This is a genomic window from Arthrobacter sp. 01N442 (genome assembly GCF_056399345.1).
This window is the reverse complement of the sequence record NZ_JBFTRD010000004.1, coordinates 609,526-631,339: the sequence shown is the minus strand read 5'-3', so window position 1 is coordinate 631,339 and position 21,814 is coordinate 609,526. Positions and strand designations below refer to the sequence as shown.

The window sequence follows — 21,814 nt, the reverse complement described above, 5'->3', positions numbered from 1 at the left end:
GGCCCCGGAACCTGCGATCTTCCTCACTTGGACCCACGCCGTGGCGCGGACATTTAGAATTGGGGAACTGTGCGCCGTATCTGCCGGCGCATTCGCCAAGACTCAGAAGGGCTCCCGGTGTCCAACTCGGCCGAAACCTCGCCTAAAAGTCCGTCCAAACGTCCCCTCCGCGTTGCGATTGTCGGCGCCGGACCGGCCGGCGTCTACGCCGCGGACATCCTGACCAAGTCCAACGAGGTCAAGGACGGCGACTTCGAGGTCAGCATCGACCTGTTCGAGGCCTACCCGGCGCCCTATGGCCTGATCCGCTACGGCGTGGCCCCTGACCACCCGCGCATCAAGGGGATCGTCAACGCCCTGCACAAGGTGCTGGACCGCGGCGACATCCGCTTCCTCGGCAACGTCAGCTACGGCCGGGACCTCACCCTGCACGACTTCCGGGCGTTCTACGACGCCGTCATCTTTGCGACCGGTGCCATCAAGGACGCGGACCTGGACATCCCCGGCATCGAGCTTGAGGGATCGTTCGGCGGCGCCGACTTCGTCTCCTGGTACGACGGGCACCCGGACGTGCCCCGCGACTGGCCGCTGGAGGCCAAGGAGATTGCCGTGATCGGCAACGGCAACGTGGCCCTGGACGTGGCCCGGATGCTGGTGAAGCACGCCGATGACCTGCTGGTCACCGAGATCCCGGACAACGTGTACCAGGCGCTGAAGAACTCGCCGGTGACCGATGTGCACGTCTTCGGCCGCCGCGGCCCGGCCCAGGTGAAGTTCACCCCGCTGGAACTGCGCGAACTGTCCCACGCCAACGATGTGGACATCGTCCTCTACCCGGAGGACTTCGAATTCGACGAAGCCTCCGACGAGGCCATCCGCACGAACAACCAGATCAAGACCATGGTGAACACCCTCGGCAACTGGCTCGTCGAGGAGCACGCCGGAGCCGAGGAGCCGTCCTCCCGACGCCTGCACCTGCACTTCCTGCACAACCCCGTCGAGATTCTCGGTGAAGAAACAGGCGACGCCGCGCACCCCGGCAAGGTCGCCGGGATCAAGTTTGAGCGGATGCAGCTGGACGGCACCGGCAACGTCAAAGGCACCGGGGAGTTCGTCGACTACCCGGTCCAGGCCGTCTACCGGGCGATCGGCTACCACGGCTCGGCCCTGGATGAGCTGGAATACGACGAGCGCCGCGGCGTCATCCCCAATGAGGGCGGACGCGTTCTGGGCGCGGACGGCAGCCCCGTGCCCGGGATCTATGCCACGGGCTGGATCAAGCGCGGGCCCGTGGGCCTGATCGGCCACACCAAGGGAGATGCGCTCGAGACCATCGGGTTCCTGCTCGAAGACCGGCTCACCCTCCCGCCGGCGCAGAACCCCGATCCGCAGGCCATCATCGACCTGCTCGAGGAACGCGGCATCGAGTACACCACCTGGGAAGGCTGGAACAAGCTGGACGCCCACGAACTCGCCCTGGGCGCGGCGTGGTCCGCTGACCACGCCGACGGCGGTGTGGTGCGCGAACGGATCAAGGTGGTCCCGCGGGAAGAGATGATCGAGATTTCCCGCGGCTAAGCCGCGCGTTACCCCTCTGGCGGGGCTCCCGTACGCCCCGTACACTCGATGAAACGACGCTGCCTCCGGCATGCCGTCGCGCGCCGAAGAAGGTGTCCGCCAGGTGGGAGTTCAATGAGGAATCCGGTCGAGCAGACGGCCCCGCACGGCTCCGGCCGGGGCCTGAGCCCGGAGTTGCGCCAGCAGTACGCCTTCGCAGGCCATGAACAGCTGGACTCCCTCGGCCTGAAGGGCGAGCAGCTGCCCGGGCTCCGCAGCCTGATCCGGGAGTCCTGGCAGCGGTCCGCGCAACTGCACGCCAACCCGGACAACCCCGAAGCTCCGCTGGCCATGGACCGGGAGGAACTCGAGGAATACCGCCGGCAGCACCCGCTGGCCGCAATCATGCCTGTGATCCACAAACTCCTCGTCCTGCCCAGCCACGACAGCGGCATGCTGGTGGCCGTCGGAGACGAAGTGGGCCGGCTGCTCTGGGTCGAAGGGGACCCCGCCATGCAGCGCCGCGCCGAGGGAATGATGTTCGTCCCGGGCGCGGACTGGTCCGAGGCCACCGTGGGCACCAGCGCCCCCGGCACGGCGCTGGCCCTGGGCCGCGGCATCCAGATCGCCGGCGCAGAACACTACAAGCGCTCGGTCCACCCCTGGAGCTGCACGGCCGTGCCGTTCCACGATCCGGATTCCGGTGCGCTGCTGGGCGTAGTCGACATCACCGGCACCGAATCCGCCGTCGCGCCTCACACCCTGTCCCTCGTCGAGGCGACAGTCGCCGCCGCCCAGGCGCACCTGCGGGTGGAACGGCTCCAGCTTGCCGCCGCCCGGCAGGCCGCACCTGCTCGACGCCGGTCGGCTGCCGTGTCCACCAACGGCGGCAGCAGCGCTCCGAAGGCCGGACCCAGTGCCGCGGGAACGCGCGCCTGGGCCTCGGGCAGCCTCTACCGCAACAGCCTGCAGCTGCTCGGCCGGGACCAGGCGGTGCTCAGCATCGACGGCCGCACCGTCACCCTCTCCGCCCGGCACAGCGAGATTCTTGCCCTGCTCAGCACGCACCCGGCGGGCCTCACCGCGGAGGAGCTCGCCGCCCTGCTCTACCCGCATGACGGCGCCACCATGACGCTGCGCGCCGAAATGGTGCGCCTGCGCAAGGTCCTGCAGCAGCTCAACCCGGCCGCCGTTCCGGAGTCCCGGCCCTACCGCCTGCCGATGGACCTGATGCCGGATTCCGGCCAGGTGCTCAGCTGCCTGCAGCGCGGAGCCCACCGGATCGCGCTGGAAATCTACCGCGGTGCGGTCCTTCCGCGGTCCGAGGCACCGGGGATCACAGAGCTCCGCGGCCGGGTTGCGTCCCTGCTGCGCGAAGCCGTGCTGACCGACGGGAGCGCCGAATCGCTGCTGAAGTATGCGGAGCTGCCGGAAGCGCGCGACGACGTCGAGGTCCGCGCCGCCGCGCTGAAGCTGCTGCCGCCGCGCTCGCCCAAGCGGGCCGCCGTCGTCGCTGACCTGGAACGGCTGGAAGCGGAGCTCAGCGCCTGACGCGGTGACCCGCACCGACGAAGGAGTGATCCGGCTCACAAGGTTGCAACCTGCTTGCAACCTGCCCGCTCCTAGGCTGGTGCCAGCGGCGGCCGCAGAGATCCTGGCCGCTCCCGCCACCCATCTTGCACAGCAAAGGAGCTAGCAATGACTGTCTACGCACAGCCCGGAACCGAGGGCTCGAAGGTCACCTTCAAGGACCGCTACGAGAACTGGATCGGCGGCGAATGGGTCGCCCCGGTCAAGGGCCAGTACTTCGAAAACATCACGCCGGTGACGGGCAAGGCCTTCTGCGAGGTGGCCCGCGGCACCGCAGAGGACATTGAGCTGGCCCTGGACGCCGCCCATAAGGTCGCCCCCTCCTGGGGCAAGACCTCGGTGGCCGAGCGTGCGGCCATCCTGAACAAGATCGCCGACCGGATCGATGAGAACACCGAGATGCTCGCCGTGGCTGAGTCCTGGGACAACGGCAAGCCGATCCGTGAGACCCTCAACGCCGACATCCCGCTCGCCGCCGACCACTTCCGCTACTTCGCCTCCGCCGTCCGCGCCCAGGAAGGCCGGCTCTCCCAGCTCGACGACGACACCACCGCCTACCACTACCACGAGCCGCTCGGCGTCGTCGGCCAGATCATCCCATGGAACTTCCCCATCCTGATGGCCGTCTGGAAGCTCGCCCCCGCGCTCGCCGCGGGCAACGCCGTCGTCCTCAAGCCGGCCGAACAGACGCCGTCCTCGATCATGGTGCTGATGGAACTCATCAGCGACCTGCTGCCGGCGGGCGTCATCAACGTCGTCAACGGCTTCGGCGTAGAGGCCGGCAAACCGCTCGCCTCCAGCCCGCGGATCCGCAAGATCGCCTTTACCGGCGAAACCACCACGGGCCGGCTGATCAGCCAGTACGCTTCCCAGAACCTGATCCCGGTCACCCTGGAACTGGGCGGCAAGAGCCCCAACATCTTCTTCAACGACGTCGCGGACAAGAACGACGCGTTCTACGACAAGGCACTCGAGGGCTTCACGCTCTTCGCCTTCAACCAGGGCGAAGTCTGCACCTGCCCGTCCCGCGCCCTGGTCCAGGAAGGCATCTACGACTCCTTCATGGCCGACGCGCTGGCCCGCACCCAGAAGATCATCCAGGGCAACCCGCTGGACACCGACACCCAGCTCGGCGCCCAGGCCTCCAACGACCAGCTGGAGAAGATCCTCTCCTACATCGACATTGGAAAGCAGGAGGGGGCCAAGGCGCTCACCGGCGGCGCCCGGGCCGAACTCTCCGGCGACCTCGCGGGCGGCTACTACGTCCAGCCCACCATCTTCGAAGGCCACAACAAGATGCGCATCTTCCAGGAGGAGATCTTCGGCCCGGTGGTGTCCGTGACCCGGTTCAGCGACTACAACGACGCCATGGGCATCGCCAACGACACCCTGTACGGCCTCGGCGCCGGCGTCTGGTCCCGCAACGGCAACGTCGCCTACCGTGCCGGCCGCGAGATCCAGGCGGGCCGGGTGTGGGTCAACAACTACCACGCCTACCCGGCCGGTGCCGCGTTCGGTGGCTACAAGTCCTCGGGCATCGGCCGTGAGAACCACGCCATGATGCTGGACCACTACCAGCAGACCAAGAACCTGCTGGTCAGCTACAACGAGAACAAGCTCGGCTTCTTCTAAGCCGGCGTGGCGGGGCGGACCTGGTCCGCCCCGCCTTTTGCGTTTCGTCCATAACCGTCATCCCCAGCTAGAGGAGAAGCCCCCATGACCCAGACCAGGCTCGACGCCGCCGTAACGCTGGCCGGCGAGGACTTTTCCAGGGTGGCGCTCACCACCGAAGCCGTTGAGCTCCTGCGCAAGCTCTGGCTCCAGCACGGTCCGCTCATGTTCCACCAGTCCGGCGGCTGCTGCGACGGTTCCTCGCCCATGTGCTACCCGGCGGGGGAGTTCCTTACCGGTGACTCGGACGTGCTGCTGGGCCGGTTCGACATCTCGGACGGCACGCAGCCGCAGCCGCTGGAGTTCTGGATGTCCAAAGAACAGTTCAACTACTGGAGCCACACCCACCTGACGGTCGACGTCGTGACCGGCCGGGGGAGCGGCTTCTCGGTCGAGGCGCCCGAGGGAAAGCGCTTCCTGATCCGCTCGACGCTGATGGATTGGCCGGTCTAAGAAGCCCCCGTCGTCTCACCATTTGGGATTAAAGCGGCCGTCCAGTGGATGGACACTACTATTAATAGGTCCGTTTTCCCCTGCTACAGAGACCCTGGACCTTCCAATGAACCTTTTCCGGACCAAGTCCGTCGAGCAGTCGATGGCCGACGCCGATGAGCCCGGCCGCAAGCTCAAGCGCTCGCTCAGCACCTGGGACCTGATGATCATGGGCGTCGCCGTTGCCGTCGGCGCCGGGATCTTCTCGGTCGGCGCCAAGGCCGCCGCCAACTTCGCCGGCCCCGCCGTCACCATCTCCTTCGCCATCGCCGCCGTCACCTGCGCGCTGGCGATCATGTGCTACGCCGAGTTCGCCACCGCCATTCCCGTGGCCGGCTCCGCCTACGTCTTCACCTACGCCACCATGGGCGAGGTGCTCGCCTGGATCATCGGCTGGAACCTGATCCTGGAACTGTTCACCGCCGGCGCCGTGATCGCCAAGTACTGGGGCATCTACCTCAGCAAGGTCTTCGCGCTGATGGGGCTGGACGTCCCGCCGGCAATCTCCCTCGGCGGGGTTGACCTTTACTGGGGCGCCTTCCTGATCGTGGCCGTCTTCACCGTGCTGCTGGTGCTGGGGACAAAGCTGTCCGCCCGCGTCGGCAACGTCTTCACGCTGATCAAGATCGCCGTCGTCCTCTTCGTCATCATCGTGGGCTTCACCTACGTGAAGTTCGAGAATTACACCCCGTTCGTCCCGACATCACAGCCCACCGGCGGCACCGGCGCCACCGACGTGCTCAAGCAGTCCTTCTTCGGCTTCCTCACCGGCGCGGCCCCCGCCCAGTACGGCACCCTCGGCATCTTCGCCGGGGCAGCGCTGGTCTTCTTCGCCTTCATCGGCTTCGACGTCGTCGCCACCTCCGCCGAGGAGGTCAAGAATCCGCAGAAGACCCTGCCGCGTGGCATCTTCGGCGGCCTGGCGATCGTCACCGTGCTCTACATCCTGGTCTCGCTCGCGCTGACCGGCATGGTCTCCTACACCAAGCTCGCGGAGGCGGAGAGCCCCACGCTCACCACCGCCTTCGAGGCCGTGGGCAACAACGACGCCGCCAAGGTGATCGCCTTTGGCTCGCTGGTGGGCCTGACCACCGTGATCATGGTGCTGCTGATGGGCCTCTCCCGCGTGGTCCTGGCCATGAGCCGCGACGGCTTGCTGCCGCGCTCCCTGTCCAAGACCAGCACCATCCGCGCCACTCCGGCCCGGCTGCAGATCATCTGCGGCGCCGCCGTGGCGGTGGTGGCCGGCCTGACCAAGGTGGACCTGCTGGAGGAAATGATTAACATCGGCACGCTGTCCGCCTTCGTGATGGTCAGCCTCGGCATCCTGGTCCTGCGCAAGAAGCGCCCGGACCTCAAGCCCTCCTTCCGGGTGCCGTTCGGCAAGGTGGTCCCGGTGGTGTCCGCCGTGCTCTGCCTCTACCTGATGACCAACCTCGCCGTGGAGACCTGGATCTTCTTCGCCCTCTGGCTGGTTATCGGCATCGTGATCTACTTCGCCTACGGCCAGCGCCACTCCCGGCTCAACGAGAAGTTCGCCGAGGCGCGGGCCGCCGTCAACGGCCCGGCCGCGGCTCCCGCCGCCGCTCCGGCCACCGCGCCCGCTGCCAAGCCGGCTGCGGACGGCGACGACGCGGAGGCACTCAACCGCTCGTAGCCGCACCGCCGCTGTAACGTGGTTCACTATCGCGGGGCCCTCGCGGCCCGTCCGGTTCGTCTGGACGGGCCGAAGGGGCCCCGCTTTGCTGTGTCGCAGGGGGAAGCCGACGGTCCTTCCGCACTCGTCTCGGAGCTGTAACAATGCCCCTATTGTGGTTGACCTCACAGTAGCCTTGGGTCAGACTTGATTTTGAACGCTTGTTCGAAGAGCGAACACTTGGGGCTTGGGGGCTTGTCACTCCCACGCCAATGCGCACATAGGAGTGAACATGAAACGTCGTATTATCAGCGTGCTGGCGGCCGTCTCGGTCCTTGCACTCTCGGCCTGCGGCAGCGGGTCGCCGAGTTCCACCGGCGGCAGCGCCTCCGGCGGTACCACGGGCGGAGGGGACCTCACGAAGGTTAGCGTCGGCGTGATCCCGATCGTCGACTGTGCCCCCATCTACCTGGGCGACAAGCAGGGTTTCTTCAAGGACGAAGGAATCCAGCTGGACATCCAGACGGCCACCGGCGGCGCCGCGATCGTCCCCGGCGTCGTCAGCGGAAGCTTCGATTTTGCCTTCTCCAACCTGATCTCGGTGATGGTCGCGAAGGACAAGGGCCTGGACCTCAAGTTCGTCGCCAACGGCGCCTCCACCACCGGCGAGAAGGGCAAGGACATCGGCGGCGTCGTCGTCCCGGCCGGTTCCAGCATCAAGTCCCCGAAGGACCTGGCGGGCAAGACCGTGTCGGTGAACAACCTCTCCAACATCGGCGACACCACCATCAAGTCCGTCATCGAAAAGGACGGTGGCGACCCGTCAAGCGTGAAATTCGTTGAGGTGGCGTTCCCCGATGCCCCGGCCGCGCTGGCCAACAAGCAGGTTGACGCCGCCTGGATCCTGGAGCCCTTCCTGTCCAAGGCCGTCGCCGACGGCGGCAAGATCATCTCCTCGAACTTCGCGGACATGAGCCCCGAGCTGGACATCGCCGGCTACTTCACCAAGGCGGACACCATCACGGGCAAGGCGGACCTCACCCAGAAGTTCACCCGGGCCATGAACAAGTCCCTTGAATATGCCCAGGCGCACCCGCAGGAAGTCCGCGACATCGTGGGCACCTACACCAAGATCGACGAGGCCACCCGGGCCAAGATGATCCTGCCGCGCTACCGGGTGGAGTTCAACAAGGACGCCTTCAAGACTCTCGGTGACGCCGCCGCCAAGTACGGCACGCTCTCCAAGGCCCCGAACGCAGACGACCTCCTCCCGTGAGTTCAGCCGCTCCACTCTCCGCCGGTTCCGCCCCCACCGCGGGGCGGAACCGGCAGGTCCGCAAGCTGCCGGCCAAACAGCTGCTCGGGGCCGCAGGCATTCTGGGGTTCCTGGCCACCTGGGAACTCATTCCCCGACTGGGCATCGTCAACGCCCGATACCTTCCGCCGGCCAGCGAGGTCATCGCCGCCCTGGTCCGCGACTTCGGTCTTGCGGCCTTCTGGGCCTCGGTCGGCGAGACCATGAAGGCCTGGTTCTTCGGGCTCCTCATTGCCGTTGCCCTCGCCGTGCTGCTGGGCTTCATCATTGGATCCAGCAGCCTCCTGCGAAAGGCCACCAACTCGACCATCGAGTTCCTGCGCCCCATTCCTTCCGTGGCGCTGATCCCGCTGGCCGTGCTGCTCTTCGGCGTAAAGATCGAATCCTCGTTGTTGCTGATCGTGTACGCCTCCTTCTGGCAGGTCCTGATCCAGGTCCTCTACGGGGTGGCCGACGTCGATATGGTCGCAAACAACACCGCTAAAACCTACGGGCTGGGCATGCTGGCGCGGATCCGCTATGTCGTCTTCCCCACGGCCTTGCCGTACCTCATGACCGGCGTCCGGCTCGCAGCCACGGTGGCACTGGTTTTGGCCATCACGGCGGAACTCGTGATCGGTTCGCCGGGGCTGGGCCGCGAGATCGCCCTCGCCCAATCCGGCGGCGCCATCTCCGGGATGTACGCACTGGTGCTCGCGACCGGCCTGATCGGTGTGCTGATCAACGCGTTGATGCGGTTGATCGAAAAGAAGACTCTGTCCTGGCATTCCTCTGTCCGCTCCGAGGTGGTCGTATGAAAGCGCTGAAAACTTTGGGCTACGTGCTGTCGCTGCCGGCACTACTGGTCCTTACCTGGTGGGCGTCGACCCTCGGCTCGGTCAACTTCTTCGTCCCCACCCCGGCCGCCCTGTTCGCCAAGTTCGGCGAGGTCTGGTTCGGCCCGCGCTTCTTCTCGGACGTGCTGCCCAGCGTCGCCCGGCTGCTGATCGGCGTCGTCGTGGCGATCCTGATCGGCGTCGTGGGCGGGGTGCTGATCGGCTCGATCAAGTGGCTTCGCGCCCTGCTGGAACCCACGCTGGAGTTCTTCCGCGCCATCCCTCCGCCCGTCCTGGTCCCGGTGCTGATCCTGCTGATGGGCACCACCGACTCCATGAAGATTGCTGTCATCATCTCCGGCTGCGTCTGGCCGGTGCTGCTGAACACCATCGAAGGCGTCCGTGCCGTGGACGGGGTCCTCTCGGACTCGGCCCACACCTACGGGATCGACGGCTGGGCCCGGGTCCGTTACCTCGTGCTGCCCTCGGCCAGCCCGCAGATCCTCGCCGGCGTCCGCCAGTCGCTGTCCCTGGGGCTGATCCTGATGGTCATCTCCGAAATGTTCGCCTCGTCCTCCGGGCTGGGCTTCACCATTGTCCAGTTCCAGCGGTCATTCGCCATCCCCGAAATGTGGTCGGGCATCGTGGTCCTCGGCCTGCTGGGCGTGGCCATGTCATTCATCTTCCAGTGGGCCGAGCGGAACATCCTGCGCTGGTACCACGGCCAGAAAGAGGTAGAAAATGCAGCTTAGTGCAGCACAGGCGGCGCCGGAGGCGATGCTCTCCGTCCGGGGTTTGAAGAAGGTCTACCAGACCGACGGCGGCGACGTCGAAGCGGTGCGGAACCTCACTTTCGATCTCCGCGCGGGGGAGCTGGCCTGCCTCGTGGGCCCTTCCGGGTCCGGCAAGACCACCCTGCTCAAGTGCATCTCCGGCCTGATGGCCCCCACCGAGGGCGAAGTGCTCCTGGACGGCAAGCGGGTCTCCGGACCGCCCAAGAAAATGGCCGTGGTGTTCCAGGAGTACGGCCGCTCCCTGTTTCCCTGGATGCGGGTCCGGGACAACGTGGAATTGCCGCTGAAGAACCAGGGCGTGCCCAAGGCCGAACGTGACCGGCTGGTCGACGAGGCCCTCGAAGCCGTGGGCCTGGCGCACGTGCCGCGCTCCTACCCCTGGCAGCTTTCCGGCGGTATGCAGCAGCGCGTGGCGATCGCCCGGGCCATCGCGTACCAGCCCGAGGTGCTGCTGATGGACGAACCGTTCGCGGCCGTGGACGCCCAGACCCGGGCGGATCTTGAGGACCTGATCCGGACGGTCTGGAAGAAGCTCGGCGTGACCGTGCTGTTCGTGACCCACGACATCGATGAGTCCGTCTACCTCGGCGAACGCGTGATCATCCTCTCGAGCTCCCCGACCGTGGTGCAGGAGGACATTGTGATCGATCTCCCGGCCGAGCGCGACCAGCTTGAGACCCGGTCGCTGCCCCGCTTCACCGAGCTCCGCCACCACGTCTACGAGCAGATCCAGCTCGCCAAGAAGGGCCACCGCCCGGCAGCGGCGGACGAGCGGACAGCGGCTCCCGCAGCAGCGCCGGCACCGGCGGCCGCCGCGCCGGACCCCGGCGCAAGCGGCGCCTAGCCGGCCGCCCCTCCGGGCGCCCGAAGAAAAAAGAACACCCCGCCGCGGTTCTCCGCGGCGGGGTGTTTCGTCAGTGCCGGGAGGCGGCGGCCCGACCCCGTGCCTACGGCGCTCCTGGGCCCATCTTGGCCAGAAGAATGGGTCCGAACAGCTCGCTGTATTCCCGGTTCATGTGGTTGGCGTCGTAATAGACGTCGACGCCGCCGACCACGGTAAAGCACTTCTCCGCGTCGCAGAAGTAGTCGGTCAGGTCAAGGAGCCGCACGCCTCGGTCGTAGTCGGATTTGGCGGCTTGAACGAGCGGGTCCGGGGGCTGGGCAGTGGACCGCGACACGGCGCAGTCCGCTGGTGTGGCTGCGTGAATCTGGGTGCAGTCAGAGTCGCGCACGGCTCCGTTCAAGGGTGTATCCGCGAGCACATAGACCGTGGCGCCGGCGGATGTCCACTGTCGCCAGGTCTTATGAAGCCCTTCGGCGAACTGTTCCGCTTCCGGCCGCCCGGACCCGTCATCGACGTGTTGCTCCCTCGAAAACATCGAGGTGAAGACCGCGGCAGGGCTGTCTGCGGCAACGGCCGCCGTGACGCGGCGGGACCAGTCCATGCACTTCAGGGCAGGCTCACGTTCGGTATGGCCGTTGTAGCCGACGTACTGAACATCTGCCACCGGGCAACCGCCGGCAAATGCAGTCTTGACGATCCAATGCTGTTTCCGGGCGGCCGCAAACACGGCTCCTTGCCAGTGCTGGCCGTGGGAATCGCCCACCAGCCAAACAATGCTCGGGTTCTTTTTGCCGGCGGAAAAGTCGCAGACGTGGTGCGTCTTCTTATCGCCGGTCATGAGTTCTTCCCTGTCCGCGCCACACTCGGGCGGGACCGGCCAGTACTTCTTGGCATCGTGGTTCCCCGGCGACGTGACCGGACCGAACTTCCCCTGGCAGGAGGCCTTTGGCAGCAGGGCGGCGGGCCCACGGCAGGGCTCTAGCGCCGCGGCTGCCGCGGCTTGATCGTCGCGGGCGCTCTGCTGCTCGGAAGCCTGGATCTGGGCAAAGCAGAGTCCCGCGAGCAGCACCATTGCCACGCCCATGGCAGTGACGGTGCGGACAGTCGAGGTGTTGAGGAACCGGGATGCTTGCGCGCGGTCCTCCACAAGCACCTTCGTGATCGAAGCCAGGACCAGGGACAGAGCCAGGACTAGGGCCTTGTCCATATCCGTGGGCGTACGCCCCAGGACGAAGGGGGAAACGACGATAACGGGCCAATGCCACAGATAGAGCGAGTAAGAGACGCTTCCGATGTGCTGGACAGGCAACGAGCCGACCAGTCCCCTGAGCGCCGGCCGGCGGTCGTCATTGCCAGCCAAAATGACCAGCGATGTGCCGGCGACCGGAAGGGCCGCCAGCCACCCAGGGAAAGGGGTGGCACTGTTGAAAGTGAACGCGGAAAGCCCAATAAGCAGGAGTCCGAGCAGGCCCAGGCACTTCGCTGCGGTGGCTCCGAGCCGCACCCTGCCCAGCCCCAGCGCCACCAATGCTCCGGCACCGAACTCCCAGGCCCGGACGGGCGTCACGAAATAGGCCTGGCTCGGAGTCGCCTGCGTCGTGTGGACAGAGGCGGCCAGCCCTGCCAAGATCACGGCGGCAACGCCGGCAAGCAGCACGCCCCGGACTGAGGTGCGGCGCCGGGCGGCTATCCAGAACAGACCCAGCAGGAGGAGGGGCCAGATGAGGTAGAACTGCTCTTCAACCGAGAGCGACCAGTAGTGCTGGGCCACGGTCGCGGAGTCTGTCGACGCTGAGTAGTCGATGGATTTCGCTGCCAGAACCCAGTTTTCGACGTAGAAGGCGCTGGACAAGACCTCGAGGGCGGTGTCGATCCATCGGGAGTTTGGCAGCAAAAGCCAGGAAGCTCCGAGCCCGACCGCGAGCACCAACAGAGCCGCTGGCAGGAGCCGACGAATACGGCGGGCGTAAAACTGCCCCAGCCGGATCCTTCCCGTCGCCATCAGCTCCTTGAGCAGGTGGGACGTGATGAGGAAACCCGAAATTACGAAGAAAACGTCGACGCCGACGTAGCCTCCGGTCATGCGGTCCGGCCAGAGATGATTGAGGACCACGAGGGTGACGGCTAGGGCGCGGAGCGCCTGGATGTCCGCGCGGAAGATCCGGCGCCGGCGTAGGCCGCTGCCAGCCGCCTGGACGCCTGCCTTGTCGGTGCGCACTTGCTCGGCGACGCTCATGATGTCCTTAGCTCTGGTGGCCGGGCACGGGACGTGGCCCCTGGCCGTGGGAATCGCGGGACATTTGCTATCGAAACGCCACGTTGCGGAACCGAAGATTCCGCAGTCCCTCCCGATTTTGCCATGCCCGGGGACGTTACCCCCACCCGGCGCAGGGCGAAAAGAACACCCCGCCGCGGTTCTCCGCGGCGGGGTGTTCTTTCATTGCTGGGAAGGCTAGCCGATCTTGTTGGCTGCTTCCGCGTCCGAGGCGGGAGCACCGGTGGAGGCACCCAGGTTGGCGCGCAGCTTGGCGCCGAGCTCGGCGTCGACGTTGGTCCAGTACTGGATGGCGCGTTCCTTGATGTCGGCGTTCTTGACGCCGCCCACGGCACCGGTGAGGGTGTCCAGCAGGCGGGCCTTGGCGCCGTCGTCGAACACCTCGCGGTACAGCGTTCCGGCCTGGCCGAAGTCGCTGTCCTCGGCGTGCAGGGAGTGGGCGGAGAGCGTCAGCTCGCCGTCGTTCTCCCAGCCGCCGGCCGGGTTCTGCGGCTCAACGGCAGCCGGGCCGCCGAAGGAGTTCGGCGCGTACACCGGGACCGACGGGGCGTTGAAGTGGTACCGGGCGGCACCGTCCTGGCTGTAGTTGTTGACCTGGTTCTTGGGCAGGTTCACCGGCAGCTGGGCGTGGTTGGTGCCCACGCGGTAGCGGTGCGCGTCGGCGTAGGAGAAGATGCGGGCCTGCAGCATCTTGTCCGGGGAGGCGGCGATGCCCGGCACGAAGTTCGACGGCGCGAAGGTGGCCTGCTCGATCTGCGCGAAGTAGTTCTCCGGGTTCTTGTTCAGCTCCATGGTGCCGACCTTGATCAGCGGGTAGTCGCCGTGCGGCCACACCTTGGTCAGGTCGAACGGGTTGAAGCGGTAGGTCTTGGCGTCCTCGTAGGGCATGACCTGTACGTGCAGGTCCCAGGAGGGGAAGTTGCCCGCGTCGATGTTCTCCTGCAGGTCGCGGATGTAGAAGTCCGCGTCCGCGCCGGCCAGCTCCTCGGCTTCGTCGCCGGTCAGGGACTTGACGCCCTGGTTGGACTTGAAGTGGTACTTGACCCAGAAGCGCTCGCCCGCAGCGTTGATCCACTGGTAGGTGTGCGAGCCGTAGCCCTGCATTTCACGCCAGGTGGCCGGCAGGCCGCGGTCGCCCATGAGCCAGGTGACCTGGTGTGCGGACTCGGGGGAGAGGGTCCAGAAATCCCACTGCATGTCGGCGTCGCGCAGGTGGGTGCCCGGGAGGCGCTTCTGCGAGTGGATGAAGTCCGGGAACTTGATGCCGTCGCGGATGAAGAAGACGGGCGTGTTGTTGCCGACGAGGTCGTAGTTGCCCTCGGAAGTGTAGAACTTCACGGCGAAGCCGCGCGGGTCGCGCAGGGTGTCGGCGGAGCCAGCCTCGCCGGCGACGGAGGAGAAACGGATGAGCATGTCCGTCTCGGTGCCTGGCTGGAACAGTGCGGCCTTGGTGTACTGCGAGACATCACCCGTGGTGGTGAACGTGCCGAAGGCGCCGCCGCCCTTGGCGTGCACGACGCGCTCCGGCACCCGCTCGCGGTTGAACTGGGCCAGCTTTTCGATCAGGTAGTGATCGGTGAGGATGATCGCGCCGTCGGCGCCGACGGACTGCGAGTGGGCATCGGACGTGACCGGGGCGCCGGACTGTGTCGTGGACACGGAAGGCGCAGAGATGTTCTGAGTCATCGTTCTCCTATTTCTTGTTTGTACTTAATTACGTTCGGAGGGGAGCTGTTGGGCGCGCTGGCAGTCCTCGCAGATGCCCTGGTACAGGACATCTGCGATCTGGATGGTCATGGGCTTGGAGCCGGAGCCCCAGTGCGGTGTCAGGCATGGCGCGTGGCCGACGGCGCATTCGACGTCCTCCACACGGCCGCAACTGATGCAGACGGCGTGGTGGTGGTTATCGCCCACCCGCGTCTCGTACAGCGCGGGGGAGTGCGGGGGTTCAAAACGGCGCAGCATCTGCAACTCGGTCAAATCGCCGAGGACCACATAGACGGACTGTGCGGTAAGTTCGGGAAGATCCTCGCGGGCTGCGGCGAGGATGGCCTCCGCCGGCGAATGCGGATGGCGTTCGACGGCGGCCAGCACCGCCAGCCGCTGTTTGGTGACCCGGCGGCCGTGGGCATGCAGGGCGGCGGTCCATGCCTCGCTGGTCCCCGCCGTGTCCGTCATGGCCCCATTCAAACACTTATTTTGATTCGGTCACAATAAGGTTCGGCTTATTTCTCAACTTCATCCCACTAGAGTGGCCGGGTGGGGAAATTCCTGGCGGACATCACGCCGTTGCGCGAGAGTCCGGCCTTCCGCCGCCTGTGGCTGGGATCCGCCGCCTCGGCGCTGGGCAGCCAACTCACCCTTGTGGCCGTCAGCCTGGAGGTCTACCGGCTCACCCAGGACAGCCTGTACGTAGGCCTGTTGAGCATCTTCGCCCTGGTGCCGCTCGTCTTCGGCGGACTGCTCGGCGGTTCCATCGCCGACGCCCACGACCGCCGCAAGGTCGCGCTACTCGCCTCCGCGGTGCTGTGGCTGACCACCGTGGCCCTGGCGCTGCAGGCCTGGCTGCAGCTGGGGAACGTCTGGCTGCTCTACCTCCTCGTCGCCGTGCAGAGCGGCGCGCAGGCCATCAACCAGCCGGCCCGCAGCGCCATCATCCCGGTGCTCGTCCGGAAGGAGCTCCTGCCCGCGGCGAACGCCCTGAGCATGATGATCTTCGGCCTGACCATGACCGCGGGGCCGCTGCTGGCCGGCGTGCTGGTCGCCACGATCGGCTTCGCCTGGACCTACACGATCGACGTGGCCAGCTTCGCGTTCGTCGTCTGGGCGCTGCTCAAGCTGCCGCCCATGCCGCCGGGGCAGGCCTCGCACCGGGCCGGGCTGCGCTCCGTCGTGGAGGGCTTCCGGTTCCTCGGCACGCGGCCCAACCTGCGCATGACCTTCGTGATCGACCTCGTCGCCATGATCCTGGCCCAGCCGCGGGCCCTGCTGCCGGCCATCGGCGCGCTCATGATCGGCGGCGGCGAAGCAACGGTCGGCGTGCTGCTGGCCTCCACCGCCGTCGGCGCCTTCCTGGCCGGGATCTTCTCCGGGCCGCTCGGTGCCGTCCGGGCGCAGGGGGCGGCGGTGGTCTGGTCGGTTATGGGCTGGGGCGCCTCGATCGCGGGCCTGGGCCTCGTGGTCGTGCTGGCCGGCAGGTCCGGCGCCGAGGGCGTGACTCCCTGGCTGGTGCCCGCCGCCGTGTGCTGCGCGCTCGCCGGCATCGCCGACTCCGTCAGTGCGGTCTTCCGCACCACCATCCTGCAGTCGGCCACCCCGGACCATCTTCGCGGCCGGCTGCAGGGCGTCTTCGTCGTCGTCGTGGCAGGCGGTCCCCGGGTAGGGGACATGCTCGCCGGCGGCGCGACTAAGCTGCTCAGTGAGGGCTGGGTACTGCTCGCCGGCGGGGTGCTCTGCGCGGCGGTGGCGTGGGCCGTGGCGCGCTGGCAGTCCGGGTTCCTGAAGTACGACGCGCGGAACCCGGTACCCTAGCAATTCGTTTCTTAGATGGGCGATCGGCCGGACGGCTGCTCGGCGGTTTTGGAGGAACAGTGCACAACCATCACAACGGCCTGAAGACGGCGGCCCTGTTCGGCGTGCTCTGGGCCGTGCTGCTCGGCCTGGGCGCCTTGATCGGGTCCGGAACCCGGAGCTCGGCGCCCATCTGGATCATGGCGCTGATCGGCGTCGGCACCACCGCTTACGGCTATTGGAACAGCGACAAGATCGCGATCAGGTCCATGCAGGCATACCCGGTGACCGCGGCCGAGGCGCCGCAGCTGCACCAGATCGTCCGGGAACTCTCGGCGCGTGCCAGCCAGCCGATGCCGCGGATCTACATCTCGCCGACTATGGCACCGAATGCCTTCGCCACCGGCCGGAACCCGCAGAACGCGGCGGTCTGCTGCACGCAGGGCATCCTGCAGTTGCTTGACGCCCGGGAACTGCGCGGCGTCCTCGGTCACGAGCTGATGCACGTCTACAACTGGGACATCCTCACCTCCTCGGTGGCGGCCGCCGTCGCCGGTGTGATCACCTCGGTGGGCCAGATGCTGCTGTTCTTCGGCGGCGGCGGTGACCGCCGCAACGGCAATCCCCTCGCCCTGCTGGCGATGGCCCTGCTGGCTCCCTTTGCCGCCTCGTTGATCCAGATGGCCATCTCCCGCACCCGGGAGTACGACGCCGACGAGGACGGTTCGTCGCTCACCGGCGACCCGCTGGCGCTGGCCTCCGCGCTGCGCAAGATCGAGCAGGGCGTGCAGCTGGCCCCGCTGCCGCAGGACCAGCGGCTGGTGAACGCCTCGCACCTGATGATCGCCAACCCGTTCCGCGGCGGCGGCATGGCGCGCATGTTTTCCACCCACCCGCCGATGAGCGAGCGGATCAGCCGGCTGGAAGGGATGGCGGGCCGGACGTTGGGCTGACCCGGGCCCCGACGCACGCTGCACCAGGCGTGCGTTCCTCCCCGGTTACTCCGGGGCCAGGCCGGCACCAGCCACCGGCAACCCCGGGTTTTCCGGTGTTGAGGTACGACGCCGGTCGGCGGCCCGGCGGGTAACCGGGTTGGAGCGCACGGGCCGGACAACGAAAAGGGCTGCCGCTACCGGAGTAGCGACAGCCCGTTTGCGAGTCGACGGCTGCACTGCGCGCCGTCAGTGGGCCTACGGCCCGGCTAGCTGCGGAAGTTCACAAACTGCAGGTCGGCCTCGTCGAAGCCCTTGAGCAGGTTCATGGTTTCCTGCAGGTCGTCGCGGGACTTGGAGGTCACCCGCAGCTCATCGCCCTGGATCTGGGACTTGACCGACTTCGGGCCCTCATCGCGGATCAGCTTGTTGATCTTCTTCGCCAGGTCCTGCGCGATGCCCTCCTTGATGGTGGCCTCAAGGCGGAACTCCTTGCCGGACGGGTAGGGCTCGCCCGTGTCGAGGGACTTCAGCGAGATTCCGCGGCGGATCAGCTTGGACTGCAGCACGTCGAGGACGGCCAGGACGCGCTCCTCGGAGTTGGCCTTCATCAGGATCTTCTCGCCACTGAAGTCAACCTCCGCGCCGACGCCCTTGAAGTCGTAACGCTGCGCCAGTTCCTTCTGCGCCTGGTTCAGCGCGTTGGCGACTTCCTGCTTGTCGACCTTGCTGACGACGTCGAATGTGGATTCGCCTGCCATGACTGTCCTCCTGATGTTGTCCGGACGCCCTGCTTCAGGGCGGTGTTTTCTGCATTCCAGCCTAGTACGGATGCTCTGGATGTGAAGGTGCGGCTGGTCCTCACAGCGGGCACAAAGCTGAACCCCGGGAGGAATGAAGCTTGGCAGGGGAGGGTTGGACCCGTTGGACGAGCCGCACGAAAGGCAAAGCACATGAACCGCAGGGCCATCCGTTACGTCAGCAGCACCACCGCCGCAGCTGCGGGTTCCATCACGACGGCGGTGACGTCCGTGGCCGCGGCAGCCCTGGCGACCTCCATCATCCTCAGCCCGGCCGCGGACGCGTCCGCCAGGCTCGACGGCGTGCAAGCGGACCTGGCCCGGGCGGTGCAGCTGAACCAGATCACCGCCGAGCAGGCCGCGAAGTTCGAGGCCAAACTCGCCGGACGGATCCTCGGAGAAGCCTGATATTCCGGGCCTCCGGGGGCCGTGCGGCGCCGATTCGATTCTTCGGCGGAAGTTCTGTAAAGTTGTCTTGCCCGCGGTTGCTGGAAGCGGAACGGACTGGAAACAGGCGTTTCGATGACGAAGCTGCGAGTGATCTTCTTTTGAAGTTCGGCAGATTACCCGAGCGGCCAAAGGGGGCTGACTGTAAATCAGCTGGCAACGCCTACGGGGGTTCGAATCCCTCATCTGCCACCCTTGGGAAAGCCTCCGGAACCACACGGTTCCGGAGGCTTTTTCTTTTGCCCGGAACGCTTATCAGCGACCCTCCTCAGTCCGCGGACCGATGTCCGGCGGCCGGCAGGGGCGTCATTTCCGTGCACAAAAGTGGCCGGCATCACTTTTTGACGCGCGAGGCGTTACTCTTTCGCAGGAGGGGAAAACAAATGGAGATAGTCCTGGCGGCTGGCAAGGGAACGCTCAGCCTGGATGAGGCCGGAATTTTGCAGCTGGTTTGGGCCGCCGGATCCACGATCGAAACGGCGGACGCCGTCGAATCGGTCCTTGCCGTCACAAAAATCAGCGCCGGGCGGATGCTGCCGCTGCTGATCGACATCAGCGACGTGAAGCTGACCGCCGGAGCCCGCAACCACTACCTCGACAGCCGCTTCGTATCCTCGGTGGCGCTGGTTGGCGAGTCGAACGTGGACCGCGTTGTTGCTGCCTGGATGCGCCGGGGCAATGAGTGCCCGCAAAGCTACTTCACCTCCAGCGCCGATGCCCTGGAATGGCTGGATGCCCTGGCCACCAGCGGCGACCCCCAGAGCGTCGCCGGCTGATAGCGCTCCCGGGCCGGCTCCTGCTTCGCCGGCCGACACCGCCGGCCAACACGCCGCCCGACACCGGGCGTTGGCTTCAGTGGGATGCACGTTACCCCAGAGTAGGCTTAGGCCGATTAACCAGAGAGCCTTAGGAGCTGAATTGAAGTCGTTTGCATGTGGTGACGTCGTTCCCGGTTGTGACGCCCGCTGGGTCTGCAGCACGGAGGACGAGATCCTCGTCCAGGTCGGCGCCCACGCCGCCTCCGTACACGGCCTGACCGAGTTGCCCGCCGAGCTCGTCGATTCCGTTCACAAAGCGATCCACCCGGTTAGTTGATTGCTTAGTTGACTCCTGCGGAAGCCGTGCCACCGGCCGGGTCCGGCACGGGATCCCCGCCGGACTGGGAAGCCCTGCTGGCTTCGGCCTGCCGCGGCGAGGGCCTGGCGGCGGCCTACCAGCCGATCGTCGATACTGCCCGAGGCACCGTGGTGGGCTATGAAGCCCTCGCCCGGTTTCCCGGTTACGCAGAGAAGAACCCCGAGGTCTGGTTCGCGGCCGCGCGGAACCATGGCAAAGCGGCCGAGCTGGAAGCGGCGGCCTTGCGGACCGCACTCAGGGCCCGCGCCGGGCTGCCCGCCAACTGCTTCCTGACGCTCAACGTCTCGCCCGAGCTGCTGACCTCGGAGTGCATCCGCAGCGTCTGGCGCGAAGAGGGCGCACTGGGCGGTCTCATCGTCGAGCTCACGGAGCAGACGCCGATCGATTCCTACGTGGAGTTGGAGCCGGACCTCAACCAGTTGCGCGCCGCCGGTGCAATGATCGCCGTCGACGACGCCGGAGCAGGCTATGCCGGGCTGCGCCACCTGCTGGCCCTGCGGCCCGCCCTGATCAAGATCGACCGGGACCTGATCCAGGACGTCGACCGCGATGAGGCGAAGCGGGCCCTCATCGGCATGCTCGGCGCGTTCGCGAGCCGCATCGACGCCTGGATCCTGGCCGAGGGTGTGGAGAGGGCCGAGGAACTTGAGGCGCTCGTCTCGCTGGGCGTCCCGCTCGTGCAGGGCTATTACCTCGCCCGGCCTGCCCCGCCCTGGGGCGGCATCGATCTGGACCTGGCGCACCGCCTCGCCACCTCCCGTCCGGTAGCCCACAAAACGGTCATCCGCGACGTCGTCGAACCGGCGACGACCGCTGCCAGTGTCGCGCTGGCCGCCGACGCGTTTGCCTCCAGCCCGGTGCTGGAGGAAGTCGTGCTGCTCGGTGAGCACCTCCGGCCGATCGCGGTGCTGGACGCCGGGGCCGCCGCGCTGGGCGTGGTCAGTCCCGGGATGCGCGTGAACCTGGATACGCCGCTCAGCGAGGCGCTCGCCCGTTCCATGACGAGGCCGAAGGCCCAAAGGTTCGATTCGCTCCTGGTGACGGACAACGCCGGGCGCTTTGCCGGCGTCGCCCGGATGGAACGGATGGTGATCGCCTTGGCCGGGGGCGGTGCAGCGGACTAGCCTTTTCCGTTCCGTGGCGGCACGAGCCTGAACGAGTACTGCCCGGTACCGCCGGAAGGTGCCATGCTCAGCTGGGCGCCCTCCGAAGGCAGCCGCACCTCGATGCTGAGGACCGTGCCGCACGGGACGGTCCCTTCGGGCAACACTTCGGCGCCGTTCCAGCTACGGATGGACAGCCGCGTCGCTGCCGTCCCGCGGCAGGCGAAGTTCAGTTCGTAGCGGCCGGGAGGGGCGGTGAGGCCGAAGACCGTCCGTTCGTCGGAGGTGGCGGAGCCTCGGTATTCGCCTGGCTTGGACGGGCCCAGGACGTCCCGCGCCCAGGCGCTGGCGCCGAAATTCTCGCGCAGCGAAGCGTCCGTGTTGGGCTCAATCTTCAGTCCGGCGACGCCGGCCTCGAGGCCGGAGATCGCGGCAGCGCGGGCCGTGAGCCTGCCCCCGCTGTGGCGGAAAAACGCGGAGTTGGCTTCCCCGCAGGGGTAGTCCCAGCCTTGCGGAAGTCCGTGGGCACTCGTCACCTTCAGTTCCAGCCGGGAGGCTCCGGAGCAAGCTGAGGTCAGCAGGTAGTCCCCGGCGGCAAGCTCGGTGGTCCACTCGGCGGTCTTGCCGACGGCGTACGGAATGCCGGGGTCGGCAGGAGGGCCCGAGAGCTGCCGGGCCACTTCGGCCAGGAATACCGCGGGATCGATCGAGCGTGTGGCGGTCGGCACGGGCTGGGGTGGTTCCTCGGGGCTGTATTCGCACGCCGCCAGGGGCAGGAGCATTGCCAGCATTGCCACATTTGCGCTGAGGATCCGCGCCCCCCACAGAGCCGACATGGCCCGAGTCTAACGCACGCCGCGAGACGGACCCTTCAGGCTTCGCAGGCGGTGTTGACT

The 21,814-nt window shown here is 66.9% G+C and carries 20 protein-coding genes and 1 tRNA gene; 16 read left to right on the top strand and 5 right to left on the bottom strand.

Annotation, left to right across the window (positions count from 1 at the left end):
• Positions 1-117 precede the first annotated feature (117 nt).
• The 9 genes from AC1DNC_RS10395 (at position 118) to AC1DNC_RS10355 (ending at position 10,714) form a co-directional block, all read left to right on the top strand.
• Positions 118-1,578, top strand: a complete 1,461-nt coding sequence (locus tag AC1DNC_RS10395; RefSeq protein WP_476862456.1) for an FAD-dependent oxidoreductase — start codon at positions 118-120, stop codon at positions 1,576-1,578.
• 114 nt (positions 1,579-1,692) lie between these two features.
• The gene (locus tag AC1DNC_RS10390; protein WP_476862455.1) at positions 1,693-3,108 is read left to right on the top strand and encodes a GAF domain-containing protein; all 1,416 of its coding nucleotides are present in this window, start codon (positions 1,693-1,695) and stop codon (positions 3,106-3,108) included.
• A gap of 147 nt (positions 3,109-3,255) precedes the next feature.
• Complete coding sequence (gene exaC / locus AC1DNC_RS10385) at positions 3,256-4,779, top strand: acetaldehyde dehydrogenase ExaC (protein WP_476862454.1); 1,524 nt, start codon at positions 3,256-3,258, stop codon at positions 4,777-4,779.
• An 84-nt stretch (positions 4,780-4,863) separates the two neighbouring features.
• Positions 4,864-5,271 carry a DUF779 domain-containing protein gene (locus AC1DNC_RS10380; protein WP_476862453.1) on the top strand — a complete coding sequence of 136 codons (408 nt, stop codon included), beginning with the start codon at positions 4,864-4,866 and terminating at the stop codon, positions 5,269-5,271.
• Between the two features lie 106 nt (positions 5,272-5,377).
• Positions 5,378-6,967 carry an amino acid permease gene (locus tag AC1DNC_RS10375; RefSeq protein WP_476862452.1) on the top strand — a complete coding sequence of 530 codons (1,590 nt, stop codon included), beginning with the start codon at positions 5,378-5,380 and terminating at the stop codon, positions 6,965-6,967.
• Positions 6,968-7,238: 271 nt separating this feature from the next.
• Positions 7,239-8,222 carry an ABC transporter substrate-binding protein gene (locus AC1DNC_RS10370; RefSeq protein ID WP_476862451.1) on the top strand — a complete coding sequence of 328 codons (984 nt, stop codon included), beginning with the start codon at positions 7,239-7,241 and terminating at the stop codon, positions 8,220-8,222.
• The gene (locus tag AC1DNC_RS10365; protein WP_476862450.1) at positions 8,219-9,058 is read left to right on the top strand and encodes an ABC transporter permease; all 840 of its coding nucleotides are present in this window, start codon (positions 8,219-8,221) and stop codon (positions 9,056-9,058) included. The genes AC1DNC_RS10370 and AC1DNC_RS10365 overlap by 4 nt, the downstream gene beginning before the upstream one ends.
• Complete coding sequence (locus AC1DNC_RS10360; protein ID WP_476862449.1) at positions 9,055-9,828, top strand: ABC transporter permease; 774 nt, start codon at positions 9,055-9,057, stop codon at positions 9,826-9,828. Before AC1DNC_RS10365 ends, AC1DNC_RS10360 begins: the two co-directional genes overlap by 4 nt.
• Entirely contained in the window at positions 9,818-10,714 is an 897-nt protein-coding gene (locus tag AC1DNC_RS10355; protein WP_476862448.1) for an ABC transporter ATP-binding protein, read from the top strand. The genes AC1DNC_RS10360 and AC1DNC_RS10355 overlap by 11 nt, the downstream gene beginning before the upstream one ends.
• Before the next feature lie 103 nt (positions 10,715-10,817).
• Here the strand turns inward: AC1DNC_RS10355 and AC1DNC_RS10350 are convergent, their stop codons facing one another.
• The 3 genes from AC1DNC_RS10350 to AC1DNC_RS10340 all read right to left on the bottom strand — a co-directional run bounded on the left by AC1DNC_RS10350 (position 10,818) and on the right by AC1DNC_RS10340 (position 15,167).
• Positions 10,818-12,950: an acyltransferase family protein gene (locus tag AC1DNC_RS10350; protein ID WP_476862447.1), complete on the bottom strand. Its 2,133-nt coding sequence runs from the start codon at positions 12,948-12,950 to the stop codon at positions 10,818-10,820.
• Positions 12,951-13,166: 216 nt separating this feature from the next.
• The gene (locus tag AC1DNC_RS10345) at positions 13,167-14,675 is read right to left on the bottom strand and encodes a catalase (protein WP_476862446.1); all 1,509 of its coding nucleotides are present in this window, start codon (positions 14,673-14,675) and stop codon (positions 13,167-13,169) included.
• A gap of 24 nt (positions 14,676-14,699) precedes the next feature.
• Positions 14,700-15,167 carry a Fur family transcriptional regulator gene (locus AC1DNC_RS10340; protein ID WP_476862445.1) on the bottom strand — a complete coding sequence of 156 codons (468 nt, stop codon included), beginning with the start codon at positions 15,165-15,167 and terminating at the stop codon, positions 14,700-14,702.
• Between the two features lie 81 nt (positions 15,168-15,248).
• On the opposite strand from AC1DNC_RS10340, the gene AC1DNC_RS10335 reads away from it, so the two are divergent.
• A complete protein-coding gene (locus AC1DNC_RS10335; protein WP_476862444.1) occupies positions 15,249-16,520 on the top strand; it encodes an MFS transporter in 1,272 nt (423 codons plus the stop codon).
• Between the two features lie 59 nt (positions 16,521-16,579).
• Complete coding sequence (htpX, locus tag AC1DNC_RS10330) at positions 16,580-17,452, top strand: zinc metalloprotease HtpX (protein WP_476862443.1); 873 nt, start codon at positions 16,580-16,582, stop codon at positions 17,450-17,452.
• A 248-nt stretch (positions 17,453-17,700) separates the two neighbouring features.
• Here htpX and AC1DNC_RS10325 read toward each other — a convergent pair whose 3' ends face one another.
• Complete coding sequence (locus tag AC1DNC_RS10325; protein WP_138768479.1) at positions 17,701-18,192, bottom strand: YajQ family cyclic di-GMP-binding protein; 492 nt, start codon at positions 18,190-18,192, stop codon at positions 17,701-17,703.
• A gap of 192 nt (positions 18,193-18,384) precedes the next feature.
• Between AC1DNC_RS10325 and AC1DNC_RS10320 the strand changes: the two genes are divergently transcribed.
• From AC1DNC_RS10320 to AC1DNC_RS10300, 5 genes are all read left to right on the top strand, one after another.
• Positions 18,385-18,639, top strand: coding sequence for a hypothetical protein (locus tag AC1DNC_RS10320; RefSeq protein ID WP_476862442.1), 255 nt, complete (start codon positions 18,385-18,387; stop codon positions 18,637-18,639).
• Between the two features lie 149 nt (positions 18,640-18,788).
• A tRNA-Tyr gene (locus AC1DNC_RS10315) sits at positions 18,789-18,870 on the top strand.
• 191 nt (positions 18,871-19,061) lie between these two features.
• Positions 19,062-19,454, top strand: coding sequence for a DUF7793 family protein (locus tag AC1DNC_RS10310; protein ID WP_476862441.1), 393 nt, complete (start codon positions 19,062-19,064; stop codon positions 19,452-19,454).
• A 142-nt stretch (positions 19,455-19,596) separates the two neighbouring features.
• Complete coding sequence (locus AC1DNC_RS10305; protein WP_476862440.1) at positions 19,597-19,773, top strand: DUF1059 domain-containing protein; 177 nt, start codon at positions 19,597-19,599, stop codon at positions 19,771-19,773.
• 8 nt (positions 19,774-19,781) lie between these two features.
• Positions 19,782-20,939, top strand: a complete 1,158-nt coding sequence (locus AC1DNC_RS10300; RefSeq protein ID WP_476862439.1) for an EAL domain-containing protein — start codon at positions 19,782-19,784, stop codon at positions 20,937-20,939.
• Here AC1DNC_RS10300 and AC1DNC_RS10295 read toward each other — a convergent pair.
• Entirely contained in the window at positions 20,936-21,754 is an 819-nt protein-coding gene (locus AC1DNC_RS10295) for a hypothetical protein (RefSeq protein ID WP_476862438.1), read from the bottom strand. The genes AC1DNC_RS10300 and AC1DNC_RS10295 overlap by 4 nt on opposite strands.
• Positions 21,755-21,814: the final 60 nt, after the last annotated feature.